Source organism: Geodermatophilus sp. SYSU D00700 (assembly GCF_054050255.1).
Window position 1 is genome coordinate 21643 of sequence record NZ_JBJGZA010000002.1, and the last position, 14977, is coordinate 36619.

The 14977-nt window shown below is 74.9% G+C and carries 15 protein-coding genes; 14 read left to right on the forward strand and 1 reads right to left on the reverse strand.

What is annotated here, in order from left to right; all coding sequences use genetic code 11:
* The first annotated feature begins 125 nt into the window (after positions 1-125).
* The 12 genes from ACI79V_RS01780 to ACI79V_RS01835 all read left to right on the forward strand — a co-directional run bounded on the left by ACI79V_RS01780 (position 126) and on the right by ACI79V_RS01835 (position 13507).
* Positions 126-452 carry a TcmI family type II polyketide cyclase gene (locus ACI79V_RS01780; protein WP_456877063.1) on the forward strand — a complete coding sequence of 109 codons (327 nt, stop codon included), beginning with the start codon at positions 126-128 and terminating at the stop codon, positions 450-452.
* Positions 449-2206 (forward strand): acetyl-CoA carboxylase carboxyl transferase subunit alpha, encoded by a 1758-nt coding sequence (gene accA / locus ACI79V_RS01785; protein WP_456877064.1) that lies wholly within the window; start codon positions 449-451, stop codon positions 2204-2206. Before ACI79V_RS01780 ends, accA begins: the two co-directional genes overlap by 4 nt.
* Positions 2193-2720 (forward strand): acetyl-CoA carboxylase biotin carboxyl carrier protein, encoded by a 528-nt coding sequence (gene accB / locus ACI79V_RS01790; protein ID WP_456886293.1) that lies wholly within the window; start codon positions 2193-2195, stop codon positions 2718-2720. The genes accA and accB overlap by 14 nt, the downstream gene beginning before the upstream one ends.
* Positions 2717-4456: an acetyl-CoA carboxylase biotin carboxylase subunit gene (locus tag ACI79V_RS01795; protein WP_456886296.1), complete on the forward strand. Its 1740-nt coding sequence runs from the start codon at positions 2717-2719 to the stop codon at positions 4454-4456. Before accB ends, ACI79V_RS01795 begins: the two co-directional genes overlap by 4 nt.
* A gap of 95 nt (positions 4457-4551) precedes the next feature.
* Positions 4552-5043 (forward strand): SRPBCC family protein, encoded by a 492-nt coding sequence (locus ACI79V_RS01800; RefSeq protein ID WP_456877067.1) that lies wholly within the window; start codon positions 4552-4554, stop codon positions 5041-5043.
* Position 5044: 1 nt separating this feature from the next.
* Entirely contained in the window at positions 5045-6001 is a 957-nt protein-coding gene (locus ACI79V_RS01805) for an ACP S-malonyltransferase (RefSeq protein WP_456886298.1), read from the forward strand.
* Between the two features lie 57 nt (positions 6002-6058).
* Positions 6059-6484 carry a cupin domain-containing protein gene (locus ACI79V_RS01810; protein ID WP_456877069.1) on the forward strand — a complete coding sequence of 142 codons (426 nt, stop codon included), beginning with the start codon at positions 6059-6061 and terminating at the stop codon, positions 6482-6484.
* Complete coding sequence (locus ACI79V_RS01815; protein ID WP_456886300.1) at positions 6481-7776, forward strand: beta-ketoacyl-[acyl-carrier-protein] synthase family protein; 1296 nt, start codon at positions 6481-6483, stop codon at positions 7774-7776. The genes ACI79V_RS01810 and ACI79V_RS01815 overlap by 4 nt, the downstream gene beginning before the upstream one ends.
* Positions 7773-9011, forward strand: a complete 1239-nt coding sequence (locus ACI79V_RS01820; RefSeq protein WP_456886302.1) for a beta-ketoacyl synthase N-terminal-like domain-containing protein — start codon at positions 7773-7775, stop codon at positions 9009-9011. Before ACI79V_RS01815 ends, ACI79V_RS01820 begins: the two co-directional genes overlap by 4 nt.
* Entirely contained in the window at positions 9008-9370 is a 363-nt protein-coding gene (locus ACI79V_RS01825) for an antibiotic biosynthesis monooxygenase family protein (protein ID WP_456877072.1), read from the forward strand. The genes ACI79V_RS01820 and ACI79V_RS01825 overlap by 4 nt, the downstream gene beginning before the upstream one ends.
* 35 nt (positions 9371-9405) lie before the next feature.
* On the forward strand, positions 9406-12201 hold the full coding sequence (locus tag ACI79V_RS01830) for an FAD-dependent monooxygenase (RefSeq protein ID WP_456886304.1): 2796 nt from the start codon (positions 9406-9408) through the stop codon (positions 12199-12201).
* A 25-nt stretch (positions 12202-12226) separates the two neighbouring features.
* The gene (locus ACI79V_RS01835) at positions 12227-13507 is read left to right on the forward strand and encodes a cytochrome P450 family protein (protein ID WP_456886306.1); all 1281 of its coding nucleotides are present in this window, start codon (positions 12227-12229) and stop codon (positions 13505-13507) included.
* Here the strand turns inward: ACI79V_RS01835 and ACI79V_RS01840 are convergent.
* Positions 13476-13673 (reverse strand): hypothetical protein, encoded by a 198-nt coding sequence (locus ACI79V_RS01840; protein ID WP_456886309.1) that lies wholly within the window; start codon positions 13671-13673, stop codon positions 13476-13478. The two genes, ACI79V_RS01835 and ACI79V_RS01840, sit on opposite strands and share 32 nt — an antisense overlap.
* Before the next feature lie 10 nt (positions 13674-13683).
* Here ACI79V_RS01840 and ACI79V_RS01845 point away from each other — a divergent pair, with 10 nt between their 5' ends.
* Positions 13684-14367 carry a TcmI family type II polyketide cyclase gene (locus tag ACI79V_RS01845; protein ID WP_456886311.1) on the forward strand — a complete coding sequence of 228 codons (684 nt, stop codon included), beginning with the start codon at positions 13684-13686 and terminating at the stop codon, positions 14365-14367.
* Positions 14364-14789 carry a VOC family protein gene (locus ACI79V_RS01850; protein ID WP_456886313.1) on the forward strand — a complete coding sequence of 142 codons (426 nt, stop codon included), beginning with the start codon at positions 14364-14366 and terminating at the stop codon, positions 14787-14789. The genes ACI79V_RS01845 and ACI79V_RS01850 overlap by 4 nt, the downstream gene beginning before the upstream one ends.
* Positions 14790-14977: the final 188 nt, after the last annotated feature.

Sequence of the window (14977 nt, forward strand, 5' to 3'; positions counted from 1 at the left end):
CGGGCGACCCTGCAGGATCCGACCGCTGGCCGGTGTCCCGGGCGGGTCCCCCGCCCTAACGTCCTCGGGCATCCGTCCCCGGCCCGCCCGCTCCCGGCCGGCCCCGCAGCGACGCTGGAGAGCCCGTGCACCAGACCATGATCATCGCGAGGATGAACCCGGGGGACGCGGACCGCGTCGCCGACGTCTTCGCCCGCTCCGACGCGACGTCCATGCCCCAGGAGATCGGTGTGCGGCACCGGTCCCTGTTCACCTTCCACGAGCTCTACGTCCACCTCATCGAGTTCGACCGCCCGCCGGCCGAGGCGATGCGGGTGGCGCAGTCGCTGCCGTCCTTCCGCTCGGTGAGCGAGGAGCTGCGGCCCTACATCAACGCCTACGACCCGGGCTGGCGCTCGCCCCAGGACGCGATGGCGCGCCGCTTCTACGAGTGGTCGGCGGAGCGGTCGTGACCGCGACCACGCCGACCCGGCGCCCAACGTCGGCGGCCGGCTCGGCCGACTGGGTCAGCTGCCCCAGCTGCGGCTGGCTGCTGTACCGCAAGCGGCTGGAGCGCAACCTGTCGGTCTGCCCGGAGTGTGACCACCACCTGCGCCTGGGCGCCCGCGAGCGCATCGGGCTGCTGGCCGACCCGGGCACCTTCGACGAGCAGACCTGCCCCCCGGGACCGCCCGACCCGCTGTCGTTCAGCGACCTGCGCGACTACCGCGACCGGCTGCTCGAGGCCGCCGCCAGCTCGGGTGAGTCCGAGGCCGTCGTCGCCGGCACCGCCCGCATCGGCGGCACCGAGGTGGTCCTCGCCGCGATGGACTTCGGGTTCCTCGGCGGCAGCATGGGCATCGAGGTGGGCCGCCGCGTGAGCGCGGCCGCGGACCTCGCGGTGGAGCGCCGGCTGCCCCTGGTCGTCGTCTGCGCCAGCGGCGGCGCACGCATGCAGGAGGGCGTCTTCTCGCTGTTCCAGATGGCGCGGGTCAGCCAGGCCTTCGCCCAGCTGCGCGAGTCGGGGCTGCTGTCGGTCTGCGTGCTCACCGACCCCACCTACGGCGGGGTGTCGGCGTCCTTCGCCACGCTGGCCGCCGTCCTGGTCGGCGAGCGGGGCGCGCACGTCGGGTTCGCCGGCCCCCGGGTGGTGCAGGAGACGATCCGCGCCGAGCTGCCCAGCGACTTCCAGACGGCGGAGTTCCTGCTGGCCCACGGGCTGGTCGACCGGGTCGAGAGCCGGGCCGAGCTGCGCCCGCTGCTGGTCCGCCTGCTCGACCTGCACGGCCGCCCGGTCCTCCCCCGCTCCGGCACCGCCGTCACCCGGACGGAGGTCACCGAGCCCGCGCCCGCCGACCCCGGCCCCGCGGCGCGCGACGCCGACGCCTGGGACGTCGTCCAGCGGGCGCGGGTCGCCGGCCGGCCGACCACGCTGGACTACCTCGCCACCGCCTTCGACGACTTCGTCGAGCTGCACGGCGACCGCACGTTCGCCGACGACCCCGCGATCGTCGGCGGCGTCGCCTCGCTCGACGGGCGCCCGGTGGTGGTGATCGGCCACGAGAAGGGCCACTCGGTCCGCGAGCGCGTGGCCCGCAACTTCGGCATGCCGCACCCCGAGGGCTACCGCAAGGCGATGCGGCTCATGGCGCACGCCGAGTCCTCGGGCCTGCCGGTGGTCACGCTGGTCGACACCCCCGGCGCCCACCCCGGCCCCGCGGCCGAGGAGCGCGGCCAGTCGCACGCCATCGCCGAGACGATCATGCGCAGCAGCCGGCTGCGCGTCCCGGTGGTCTCCGTGCTGACCGGCGAGGGGGGCAGCGGCGGGGCCCTCGCCCTGTGCACCTCCGACCGGCTGCTGGTCCTGGAGAACGCCTACCTCTCGGTCATCAGCCCCGAGGGCTGCGCGGCGATCCTCTGGCGGACGGCGTCGGCCGCACCAACCGCCGCCCGTGCCATGCGGCTGGGCGCCCCTCACCTGTGCGCCAGCGGCATCGCGACCTCGGTGGTGACCGAGCCGCCGGGCGGGGCGCACGCCGACCCCCTCGACGCGGCCCGGCGGGTCCGCGCGGCCCTGGTCGCCGACCTCGACGAGCTGTGCCGCCTCGACGTCGCGACGCTCCTGGCGCTGCGCACCCGGCGGCTCTCGCGGATCGGCGGGGACGAGGCCCGACCACTGCGCGTCGTGCCGGTGCCCACGGGAGGGGACGACCGTGCGGCCGGCTGAGCTGTCCCCGCGCGCCGGCGGCGCGGAGGACCGGGACGAGGCCGCACGCTCGCTGCAGGAGGAGGTCCTCGACCTCGCCCGCGCGCTGCCCGGGCCGCTGCGGCGGCTGACGGTGCGCAGCGGGGACCGGTCGGTGGAGGTCGAGTGGGCCGCCGACGTCGTCGTCGGCCCGCCCGCGCCGGCCCCCGCCCCGGCGGCCGGTGCCCTGCAGGCGGTGGCCCCGGAGGCGGAGCCCGCCGCCGCGCCGGAGGTCCCCGAGGGCGCGGTCGCCGTCCGCGCGCCGCTGGTCGGCACCTTCTACGCCGCGCCCTCCCCCGGCGCCGAGCCGTTCGTGCGGGTCGGCGACGAGGTGGAGAGCGGCCAGACGCTCGGGATCGTCGAGGCGATGAAGCTGATGAACCCGATCGTGGCCGACTCCGCGGGCGTGGTCGCCGAGGTCCGGGTCGGCGACGCCGAGTCCGTCGAGTACGACCAGGTCCTGCTGCTGCTGCGCCCGCCCGGGAGTCCGCGGTGATCGGCCGGCTGCTCATCGCCAACCGCGGCGAGATCGCCGTCCGGGTCGCCCGCGCCTGCCGGGAGCTCGGCATCGAGGTGGTGGCCGTGCACTCGACGGCCGACCGCGACTCCGCGGTCGTGGAGATGGCCGACGAGGCGGTGCACATCGGGCCGCCGGCACCGCGGGCGAGCTACCTGCACGTGCCCAACCTCGTGGAGGCGGCGCTGCGCAGCGGCGCGGACGCCGTCCACCCCGGCTACGGCTTCCTCTCCGAGGACCCCGACTTCGCCGAGATCTGCGACGCCGAGGGACTGACCTTCGTCGGCCCGCCGCCCGAGGTCATGCAGCTCATGGGCAACAAGGCGACGGCGCGCCGGCTCATGGCCGACGCCGGGCTGCCGCTGCTGCCCGGCGTGGTCGACCCGGTCCGCACGGCCGAGGAGGGCCAGCGGATCGCCGCCGAGATCGGCTACCCGGTGATCATCAAGGCCGCGGCCGGCGGCGGCGGGCGCGGGATGACCGTCGTCCGCGGGCCGGAGGACTTCGCCGAGGCGTTCACCACCACCCAGACGGTGGCCCGCGCGGTGTTCCGCGACCCCACCGTCTACGTCGAGCGCTACCTCTCCGGCGCCCGGCACGTGGAGGTGCAGGTCCTCTGCGACGCCCACGGCTCCGGCATCTACCTGGGCGAGCGGGACTGCTCGCTGCAGCGCCGGCACCAGAAGCTGCTGGAGGAGGGCCCGGCCGGGCACCTCTCCCCGGCGCAGCGGGCCGAGCTCGGCGAGATGGCCGTCCGCGGCGCGCTGTCGGTCGGCTACGCCGGCGCGGGGACCGTCGAGTTCCTCGTCGACGACGCCGGGCGCGCGTACTTCATGGAGATGAACGCGCGCATCCAGGTCGAGCACCCGGTCACCGAGCTGCTGACCGGCATCGACCTGGTCCGCGAGCAGCTGCTGGTCGCCGGCGGCGAGCCGCTGCGGCTGCGGCAGGAGGACGTCGTCGTCCGCGGGGCGGCCATCGAGTGCCGGATCAACGCCGAGGACCCCGCCCGCGGGTTCGCCCCCGCACCCGGCCGGCTCGACGTGCTGCGGGTCCCCGACGGCCCGTGGACGCGCTTCGACACCGGCTACCGCCAGGGCGACACCATCAGCCCGCACTACGACTCGCTGCTCGGCAAGCTCGTCGTCTGGGCGCCCGACCGCGAGCAGGCGATCCGGCGGATGGACCGGGCGCTGGCCGAGCTGCGCGTCGAGGGTCCCGGCGTCCACACCACCACCGCCCTGCACCGCGCCATGCTGCGCGACCCCGACGTGCGCGCCGACCGGCACGACGTCCAGTTCCTCGACCGCCGGCTGCCCGACCTGGTGGCCCGCGCGGCGCTCATCGCGGCGTGCCCGGAGCCGGCCCTGCCGGCCGCCCTCCGCGGCCCGCTGCACCTCGTCCCGGACGGCGAGCCCGCCGTCCCGGCGTCCCGTCCGCACCACCGTCCCGAGGAGGACACCGCCATGACCGCCTTCGACCAGACCGACCTCATGCAGCTGCTCACCGAGAAGGCGGGGCTGCCGTCGTCGGCGCACACCACCGACCCCGACGCCCGCTTCGCCGACGTGGGCCTGGACTCCCTGGCCTTCCTGTCCCTGCAGACCGCCCTGCAGGACCGCTTCGGCACCGAGCTGCCCGACGACAGCGCCGACCGCTACACGTTCGGCGAGATCGTCGAGGCCGTCCGCGCCGGGCAGGCCCAGCCGGCCTAGATGAAGGACCCCCTCGCCCCCCAGCACTCGCACGCTCGCGCCGGGGCCCTGCGAGGGGGCCGTCCCGTCCTCCACCGATCCGAGGAGCGCTCCGCATGACCAGCACCGACAGCCCGCAGACCGCGACCGTCGGACACACCGACAACTCGATCCTGATCGACGCCGACATCGACCACGTGTGGGCGATGACCAACGACCTGGCGTCCTGGCCGGACCTGTTCACCGAGTACCGCTCGGTGGAGATCCTGGAGCAGACCGACACCTGGTTCCGCTTCCGGCTCACCATGCACCCGGACGAGTCCGGGCGGACCTGGAGCTGGGTGTCCGAGCGGACCCTCGACCCCGCCGCGCGCGAGGTCCGCGCCCGCCGGGTCGAGCCCGGCCCGTTCGAGTTCATGGACATCCACTGGACCTACGCGCCGGAGGGCAGCGGCACCCGGATGCGCTGGGTGCAGGACTTCCGGATGCGGCCCGAGGCGCCCATCGACACCGAGGGGATGACCCGCCGGATCGACGCGAACAGCAAGATCCAGATGGGCATCATCAAGGACAAGGTCGAGGCCGCCGCACCGGGGTCGGAGCGGTGAGGTGAGCGCCGCGCGGGGTCCCGCCGTCCTCCTCCCCGGTGAGGAGGCCTCCCGGCCCGGGATGGTCGACCCGTGGCTGGCCGACCCGGTGGCGGCCGCCACCGTGACCGAGGTCGACGCCGTCGTCGGCCGCGACGTCGCCGCCTGGTGGCGGGACCCCGCGACCGCACCCGACCCCGTCGCCACCCACCTCGAGGTGGTCGTCACCGGGGTCGCCGGCTTCCGCTCGCTGGCCGCCCGCGGCCTGGACCCGGTGGTCGTGGCCGGGCACGGCGTCGGCGAGTACGCCGCCCTCGTGGCCGCCGGTGCCCTGCAGCTCGACCAGGTGGTCGAGCTGGTGCACTGGCGTGCCGAGCTGCTCGGGCTGGCGCCGCGGCCCTCGGCCGCCGGCCTGGCCGCGGTCCTCGGGCACGACGCCGAGGCCGTCGCCCGCTCGGCCATCGCGGTCGCCGGGATGGACGGGCCGCTGTGCCTCGCCGCCCTCGACGGGCCCGAGCGCGCGGTGCTGGCCGGCGGCCGCAGCGAGCTGGCGCACGCCGGCGAGCTGGTCCGCGCGGCGGGGCTGGACCTGGTCCGGCTGCCCGGGCGGGCGCCCTGCGGCGGCCCGCTGGTGCAGAAGGTCGCCGCCCACCTCGCGACGGCGCTGGCCGACCTCGACTGGTCGGTCCCCGACGTGCCCGTCGTGCCCAACGCCGACGCCGAGCCGACCCGTGACCCCGACCGGCTCGCCGCGGCGCTGCGCCGCCACCTCACCGCCACGGTGCTCTGGGAGGCCACCTCCCGGGTGCTGGTGGACCTCGGGGCGACGTCGGCGGTCGAGATCAGCGCCGAACCGGTGCTCGGTCCCCTGGTCCGCCAGGTCCACCCCGACCTGCCGGTCCACCTGGCCGCAGGGCCCGGCGCCCCCGTCCCCACCGACGTCCCGGGGCCCGCGTTCGCGGGCTCCCCGGCCGCCTGACCCGCCCGACCCCCGAACCGCCGGCCGCCCCGGCCGCCGGCCCACCTGAGGAGAGAGATGACCACGATCCAGCACGCGCCGGCCACGCCGACGCGCTGCGGCCCCACCGTCCACCGGGCCGACACCCCGCCCAACCGCCGTCGCGGCGGTGACATCCGGGTGCTGCTCTCCCCGGCCAGCGTCGGCTCGACCGCCGGGTTCATGGGCACGCTCACCCTCGAGCCCGGCGAGGTCGTGACCGAGCACTGGCACCCCTACTCCGAGGAGTTCCTCTACTGCCAGGCCGGCGACGTCCTGGTCACCCTCGACGGCGAGCCGCGGCGGCTGGTCGCCGAGTCCGCCGTGCACATCCCGATCGGCGTCCGGCACCGGATCGTCAACGACACGGAGACGACGGCGACGTTCGTCTTCCTGTGCGGCCCGCTGGCACCGCGGCCCGACCTGGGGCACGTCGACACCGAGCCCGCCCCGGGCGTGCGGTGACCACCGGGAGGCGCCGCGTCGTCGTCACCGGCATCGGGGTGGTGGCGCCCGGCTCCATGGGCCGCGAGGGGTTCTGGGACATGATCACCGCCGGCCGGACGGCGACGCGGCGGATCTCGTTCTTCGACCCGGCGCGCTTCCGCTCGCAGGTCGCCGCCGAGGTGGACTTCGACGGCCGCAAGCAGGGCCTCACCGCCCAGGAGGTGCACCGCAACGACCGCTTCGTGCAGATGGCGATGGTCGCCGCGGACGAGGCGGTCGCAGACAGCGGGCTGCGGTTCGGGGTCGGCGGGGCCGACGACGCTCCCGACCCCGACCGGGTCGGCGTGACCCTCGGCAGCGCCGTCGGGGCGACGATGCGGCTGGAGCAGGAGTACGTGTCGGTCAGCGACGCCGGCCGGCTGTGGGAGGTCGACCCGCGCTACGCGTCGCGGTACCTGATGCACGCGCTGGTGCCCAGCTGCGGCGCCACCGAGCTGGCCGTCCGCTTCGGCGCGCACGGCCCGGCCACGGTGGTGTCCACCGGCTGCACGTCGGGCATCGACTCGATCGGGTACGGCGCCCAGCTGGTGGAGGACGGCGACGCCGACGTCGTGCTGGCCGGGGCCAGCGACGCCCCGATCTCGCCGATCTCGATGGCCTGCTTCGACACGATCCGGGCCACCACCGACAGCAACGACGACCCCGAGCACGCCTCCAAGCCCTTCGACGCCCGCCGCAACGGGTTCGTCATGGGCGAGGGCGCGGCGGTGCTGGTGCTCGAGGAGCTCGAGCACGCGAGGGCGCGCGGCGCGGAGGTCTACTGCGAGGTGACCGGCTACGCCAGCCGCTGCAACGCCTTCCACATGACCGGCCTCAAGCCCGACGGGCTGGAGATGGCCGAGGCGATCACCGTCGCGCTCGACCAGGGACGGATCGACCCGGACGAGGTCGGCTACGTCAACGCGCACGGCTCGGGGACCAAGCAGAACGACCGGCACGAGACAGCGGCGGTCAAGCGCAGCCTGGGCTCGGCGGCCGGCCGGGTCGCGATGAGCTCGATCAAGTCGATGGTGGGTCACTCGTTGGGCGCCATCGGGTCGATCGAGGTCGCCGCCACCGCGCTGGCGGTCAGCCGCGGCGTCCTGCCGCCCACGGCCAACTACGAGGTGCCCGATCCCGAGTGCGACCTCGACTACGTGCCGAAGGTGGCGCGGGAGCAGAAGGTCGACGTCGCCATCTCGGTCGGCAGCGGCTTCGGCGGGTTCCAGTCGGCGATCGTGCTGGCCGCGCCCACCCGGAGGGAGTCGTGAGCGGACTGCTGGTCACCGGGATCGGCGTCGTCGCGCCCACCGGCATCGGCGTGGAGGAGCACTGGGCGTCGTTGGTGCGCGGCGAGCCGGCCATCCGGCCGGTCGAGGGCTTCGACGCCCAGCGCTACGGCATCACCCTCGCCGGGCAGGTGCGCGACTTCGTGCCCGCCGACCACGTGTCGCCGCAGCTGATGGTGCAGACCGACCGGTGGACCTGGATGTCCCTGGCTGCGGCGACGCTGGCCGCCGAGGACGCCGGGTACACCGCGCCGGAGGACGCGTACGCGACATCGGTGTTCCTGGCCTCGGGCTCGGGCGGCAACGAGTTCAGCCAGCACGAGATCCAGGGGCTGTGGGCCAAGGGACCCAGGTCGGTGGGCGCCTACCAGTCGATCGCCTGGTTCTACGCGGCCAGCACCGGCCAGGTGTCCATCCGCGACGGGTTCAAGGGCCCCTCCGGCGTCGTCGTCACCGAGGGCGCCGGCGGGCTGGACAGCATCGGCTGGGCCCGCCGGGTGGTCCGGCGCGGCACCCCGGCGGTGCTGGTCGGCGGCACCGAGGCCGGGCTGTGCCCGTACGCGCTGCTGTGCCAGGCCACCGGCGGACGGCTGTCGACCGCGCAGCGGCCCGAGGACGCCTACAAGCCCTTCGACCGGCGGGCCAACGGCCACGTGATCGGCGAGGGCGGGGCGATCCTGCTGCTCGAGGAGCCCGGGGCGGCCCGCGCCCGCGGCGTCCGCCGGGTGTGGGGCGAGGTGGCCGGCTACGCGGCCACCCACGACGCCCACCACCACGAGGACCCGGCCCCCGACGCCGTCCAGTACGCGCGGGCGATCCGGCTGTCGCTGGCCGATGCCGGCGTCACCCCCGACGAGGTGGACCTCGTCCTCGCCGACGGCGCCGGGGTGCCCGAGCTCGACCGGCTCGAGCTCGACGCGATCGCGGCGGTGTTCGGGGACCGGGCGACGCCGGTGCCGGTGTCGGCGCCGTCGTCGTGGACCGGCCGGCTCATGGCCGGCGGCTCGGCGCTGGCCGTGGCCACCGCCCTGCTGGCGATGCGCGACGGGATCGTCCCCGGGACCGCCCACCTCGACGACCCGGTCGACGCCCCCGGGGTCGACCTGGTCACCAGCAGCCGGGTGCAGGACCTGTCCACCGTGGTGGTCCTCGCCCGCGGCACCGGTGGCTTCAACAGCAGCCTGGTGCTGCGCCGATCCGAGGGAGCGACGCCATGACGGCCGCGGAGGCAACCGGCGGGGTCCCCCGGGCCGGCGTCCGGACGATCCTGCGGATGCGCACCCGCGAGGGCTGCGAGGCGGCGTTCGAGGCGGCCTGGCACCGGGCGGCGGCCGAGATCAGCCGGGTGCCGGGCAACCTGCGCCAGGAGCTGGTCCGGGACGCCGACGACCCGCGGACGTTCCTCATCACCAGCGACTGGACCGACCGCGCCGCCGTGGACGGCTTCGGCCGCAGCGCCGCCCGCGAGACGCTCACCGAGGCGCTGCGCGACCTGCGCGAGGACGCCGCCCGGAACACCTACGAGGTGCTCGCCGTCGTCCCGGGCGCGAGCCGCCCGGCGCAGGACCCGGCATGACGGCACCTGTGGGCGCACGGGGGGACCGGGCCGGCGTGCGGACTCTGCTGCGGATGCGGGCGCGGGAGGGCTGCGAGGCGCTGTTCGAGGCGGCCTGGCACCGGGCGGCGGCCGAGATCAGCCGGGTGCCGGGCAACCTGCGCCAGGAGCTGATGCGCGACGAGGCCGACCCGCGCTGGTTCGCCATCGTCAGCGACTGGACCGACCGGACGTCGGTGGACGCCTTCGGCCGCAGCGCCGCCCGGGAGACGCTCACCGAGGCGCTGCGCGACCTCCGCGACGACGCCACCCGCTCGACCTTCACCGTGCTGGCGACGGTGGAGGCCGAGCGGCCCCGGCCGGTGCGCATCGACTTCTCCACCAGCGTCAAGCCGGGCGAGCAGGTGGCCTTCGAGCGCGCCTACACCACGGTCACCGAGCGGATCGGGGACTCCCGCGGGTACGTGCGCGAGGAGCTGCTGCGCGACGCGAGCGGCCTGCGCTACCACATCTTCGCGGAGTGGGAGTCCGAGGACGACTTCGTGCAGTGGGTCGAGGACCCCTCGCACATGGTGGCCGGCGCCCCGCTGGCCCGCTGGCACTCGGTCGAGTTCCGGCGTGAGGTGCTCGAGATCCGCCGGCGGGCCGACGACGACGCGGACTTCCCGCTGCTGGTCTCGCCCGGCGGGGACGTCGAGGTCGAGCGGGTGCGCGTCGACTCCGCCATCGTCGTCGAGCCGTGGGAGCAGGAGGCATTCGAGCTCGCCTACCTCGCCGCCGCGCAGCTCGCCCGCAGCGCTCCCGGCCACGCCCGCGAGGAGCTGCTGCGCGAGACCGACGGGCGGTGCTACCACGTCGTCGCCGAGTGGGACTCCGAGCAGCACTTCACCGACTGGACCGCGGAGCCGGCGAACTGGGCCGGCGGACCGCTGGGCCGCTGGCTGACGCGCGGTGAGGAGCGCAGGGTCTTCGCGTTGCGCGCCCGGCCGCTGCCGCCGTCGCGAGCCACCGGGGTCGTCCCCGCGGCCGTGCCCCCGGCACCGGAGACGGCGGACACCGGGCCGATCCCGGCTCCCGCGGAGCTCCCGCGCACGGTGCCCAGCGCCAGCGTGCAGGAGTTCGTCGAGAAGCCCGACGACGGGCACGTCGCCGCGGCGGCGCAGCCGTGGGCCGCCGCCGACCTCGACGGCGCCCCGGTCCCCTCCGGTCGCGCGGTCGAGGTGCTGGTCGTCGGCGCCGGCCCGGCCGGCCTGACGCACGCCATCGAGCTGGCCCGCCGCGGGGTCGCGGTCCGCGTCGTGGACAAGCGTCCCCAGGCCTCGACCCAGGCGGACAAGGCGATCGGCATCCACTGCCGGACGATGGAGATCTGGGAGGACCAGGGCATCGTCACCGAGGCGATGGACGCCGGGATCTGGCTGCACGGCCAGACGGTGTTCGTCAACGGCGAGCAGACCCACCAGGTCGACTGGGCCGGCCTCGACGAGCTGCCCTACGCGCACCTGGGGCTGCCGCAGTACGACACCGAGCGGATCCTCGAGGCCCGGTTGGCAGCCTCCGGCGTGCTCGTCGAGCGCGGGGTGGAGCTGGTGGCCTTCACCCAGGACGACGAGGGCGTCACCGCACGGCTGCAGCACGCCTCGGGCGCGGTGGAGACCACCCGGGCGCAGTACCTGGTCGGCTGCGACGGCGCGCACAGCGCCGTCCGGTCCGGTCTCGGGCTCGCCTTCGAGGGCGGGCTGTCGATGTTCCCGCAGCTCTTCATGCTCGGCGACGTCGACGTCGACTGGGACCTGCCGGCCGGCCACCTGGTGCGCTTCGTGCGCATCGAGGACGACGAGTTCACCGGGATGCTGGTGTGCGTCCCGCTCAAGGGCCGCAACCGCTACCGGATCGCGACCCTCGCCCCGCAGCGGTGGCAGGAGGCCGTCGGCTCCGGCGCGGTGCCGGCCGGGTTCTGGCAGGAGTACGAGCCGCCGACGCTGGCTGACGTGCAGGCCGCGATCGACGACCTGGGCCCGGCCGGGACGACGGCGAGCAACCTCCGGTGGTCGTCGATCTTCCGGATCAAGCACGGGATCGTCGACCGCTACCGCGAGGGGCGGGTGTTCGTCGCCGGCGACGCGGCGCACCTGCACCCGCCGGCGGGCGGGCAGGGCATGAACACCGGGATCCAGGACGCCTGGAACCTCGGCTGGAAGCTCGCTCTCGCCGTCCGCGGGCTGGCCGCTCCCGGACTGCTCGACAGCTACGAGGCCGAACGTCGTCCTGCCGGCAAGATGATCGTCGACCGGGCCGTGTCCATCGCGTTCACCGACGAGATGGACATGGAGGACGAGAAGGCGCAGTTCCTGCTCGAGATGCAGATGACCATGAACTACGCCGGCAGTCCGCTGGTCGGCCAGACACCGGGCGGGGAGACCCTCCCGGCCGGGCCGGAGCCCGGGCACCGGGCGCCGGACGTGCAGGGTCTCCGGCGCTTCGGCGTGGCCCACCCGCTGCGGCTGTTCGACCTGACCCGCGGCACCCGCTCGACGCTGCTGCTCTACGCCGATCCGGGCGCGTCGGAGGAGCAGGTGCTGGCGCTGGAGAAGCTGGCCGTGGGCGTGCGCCAGCAGAGCCGCGGAGAGGTCGAGGCGTACCTGGTCGCCGACCCGGACCTCCCGGTGCCCCTGCTGGTCGACCTGCCGGTCGTCCGCGACGCCGACCGCACCTTCGCCGCCGCCTACGGCGTGGCGGGCGCCGGGACGGCGGTCTACCTGGTCCGTCCCGACGGCCACGTCGGATTCCGCAGCCGCCTCGTGCAGGAGACCCCGCTGCTCGACCACCTGGCCGGCGTGTTCGCCCGGTGACCTCCCACCCACGTCAGGAGACAGCATGACCCAGACCGCGCAACCGACCCCCGCGGCGCCACCGGACGACGTGGTCCCCGGCGGGGAGATCTACACGCCGGAGTTCCGCGCCGACCCCTACCCGGTCTACGCCCGGCTGCGCGCCGAGCGACCGGTGGTCAAGGTCCGGACGCCGCGCTTCGACTCGTTCCTGGTCACGCGCTACGACGACGCCCGTCAGGCGTTGTCGGACCCGCGCCTGTCCAAGGACCTGTACCGGGCCGGGGACACCTACCTCGCGGTGTTCGGCGAGAAGGCCCGGCAGATCAACACCAACATGCTCAACTCCGACCCGCCGGAGCACACCCGGCTGCGCCGCCTGGTGACCCAGGCGTTCACGCCGCGGCGCATCGAGGCCATGCGCCCGCGGATCGAGGAGATCGTCGAGGACCTGCTGGACCGGATGGCGCCGCGCGGCAGCACCGAGTTCGTCGACGAGTTCGCCCTGCGCCTGCCGCTGGCGGTCATCGGGGACCTGCTCGGCATCCCCGAGGCCGACCACGAGGAGATCCTCGCCGGCACCCAGGTCATCCGGACGGTGGGCACCGGCGGGCGCAGCCCCCAGGAGGACCGGGCGGCGATCGGGCAGGCGCAGGAGCGGCTGCACGCCTACTTCTCCGGCTTGGTGGCCGGCAAGCGCCGGAACCCCGGCGAGGACCTCGTGAGCGCGCTGATCGCCGCGCGCGACGGGGACGGCCGGCTGTCGGAGGCGGAGCTGGTGTCCACCTGCTTCCTGATGCTGTTCGCCGGCTACCAGACCACCTCGGACTTCCTCGGCAACGCCGTGGTGGCGCTGCTGACCCACCCCGAGGAGCTGGCCGAGCTCCTGGCCGACCTCGACCGGGTGCCCGCCGCCGTGGAGGAACTGCTGCGCTTCGACGGCTCGGTCCCCGTGTCGAGCTTCCGGTTCGCCACCGAGGACCTCGAGATCGGCGGCGTGACCGTCCCCGCGGGCTCGATCGTCACGATCGTGCTCAGCGCGGCCAACCACGACCCGGAGTTCGTCCCGGACGCCGACGCGCTGGACCTCTCCCGCGGCTCCACGCACCACCTGTCCTTCGGGCACGGCATCCACAAGTGCCTGGGCACCGCCCTCGCACGGCTGGAGGCGACGACCGCGCTGCGGCGGATCCTCGTCCGCCTGCCCGACCTGCGCCTCGACGTCCCCGTCGAGGAGCTGCAGTGGCTGCCGGCGGCGTCGGCCTTCCGCGGGCTGCTCGAGCTCCCGCTGCGGTTCACCCCCACCCCTCTCCAAGGAGGCTCGTGATGACCCAGACCACGCCGCCCTCGACCCCGTCGGCCGACCCTGCAGCCGACGCGACGACGACACCCACCGAACCGCCCTGGGCGAACGACACGGTCGAGTTCACGAACACGTCCACGTCGCCGGCCAGCTGGAACTCGGCCACGTGGCGGCCGTTCCGCAACGTCATCGTCTGCCGGATGGTGCCTGGCAGCGAGGACAAGGTGGGACCGGTGTTCGCCTACTACGACCGGACCACCCGGCCGCAGGACATGGGCGTCGTCGGGCGGGTCCTGCTCTCCTACGAGGGCCTCTACCTGCACGTCATCGAGCGCAAGGAGGACCCGGAGGTCTCCGGCCAGCGCCGCGGCCTGCCGGCGTTCCAGGCGATCGCCGAGGCCATCGCACCGTACGTGACGCCCTACCCCAGCTACTGGCAGAACCCGTCGCACTCGGTGGCGAAGCACTTCTACAGCTGGGTGCCCGAGGGCGAGGTCTCCCCCGACCGGGAGATGACCGTCATCGTCCAGCGGATGCGGCCGGGCAGCGAGGAGGACATCGCCCGGGTGTTCGCCGCATCCGACGCGGGTGGCCTGCCCACGGAGACCGGCGTCACCGGCCGCTGGCTGTACTCCATGGAAGACGTATTCGTGCACCTCCTGGAGCAGGACCGGGCCAAGGCGGCGGCCGTGCGGCAGAACCACGAGTCCATGCGGCCGGCATTCGCCAAGGTCATGGAGGACCTGGCTCCCTACGTCAGCCCGTACAACCCCGAGACGTGGCAGACCCCGCGCGACTCGGTGGCCCGGGTCTTCCACCGCTGGACGGCTCCCGACTGGGCGCCCGGGGACCAGCTTCCCGCGCCCCGCGAGGGCACGTCATGAGCCTGCGCCGGTTCGCCAACCAGACCTACTTCGCCGACGACGTAGCCGCGGCCGTCGCCTGGTACACGGAGCTCCTGGGTACCGGGCCGGGCTTCACCAGGCCCGGCCCGGGCGGACGGCCCAGCTACGCGAAGTTCCGCATCGACGAGGGGACGTCACTGGCGATCGCCTCCCGCGCCTCCGCCCCTCCGGGCATGGCGCTGGAGACCGGCGGCGCGGTCGGCTACTGGGACGTCGACGACCTCGACGCCGTGCTCGAGCGGCTCACCGCGATGGGCGCGAAGGAGTACATCCCGCTCACGCCGCACGGGCCGATCGTCAGCGCCGCCGTCGTCGACCCGTTCGGCAACGTGGTCGGCATCTCCTCCGAGCGGCACCACGCAGCCGACCTCCCCGGGGACGGTGCCCGCCGACCCGGGTAGTCCGCACGCGATCGGACGCGGCCGCCGGGACCCGTGGTCCCGGCGGCCGCGGCGTGTCCGGAGGAGATTGGTCGCGCGGGGTGACCAGCCGTGCGCGGAGGGGACGTGGCGTCGGCCTGTCGCGCTCCGGTCGGCACCTCCGATTGTGACCATCCGGTCACGTCCTTAGCGTTTCGGCGTCCGGCCGG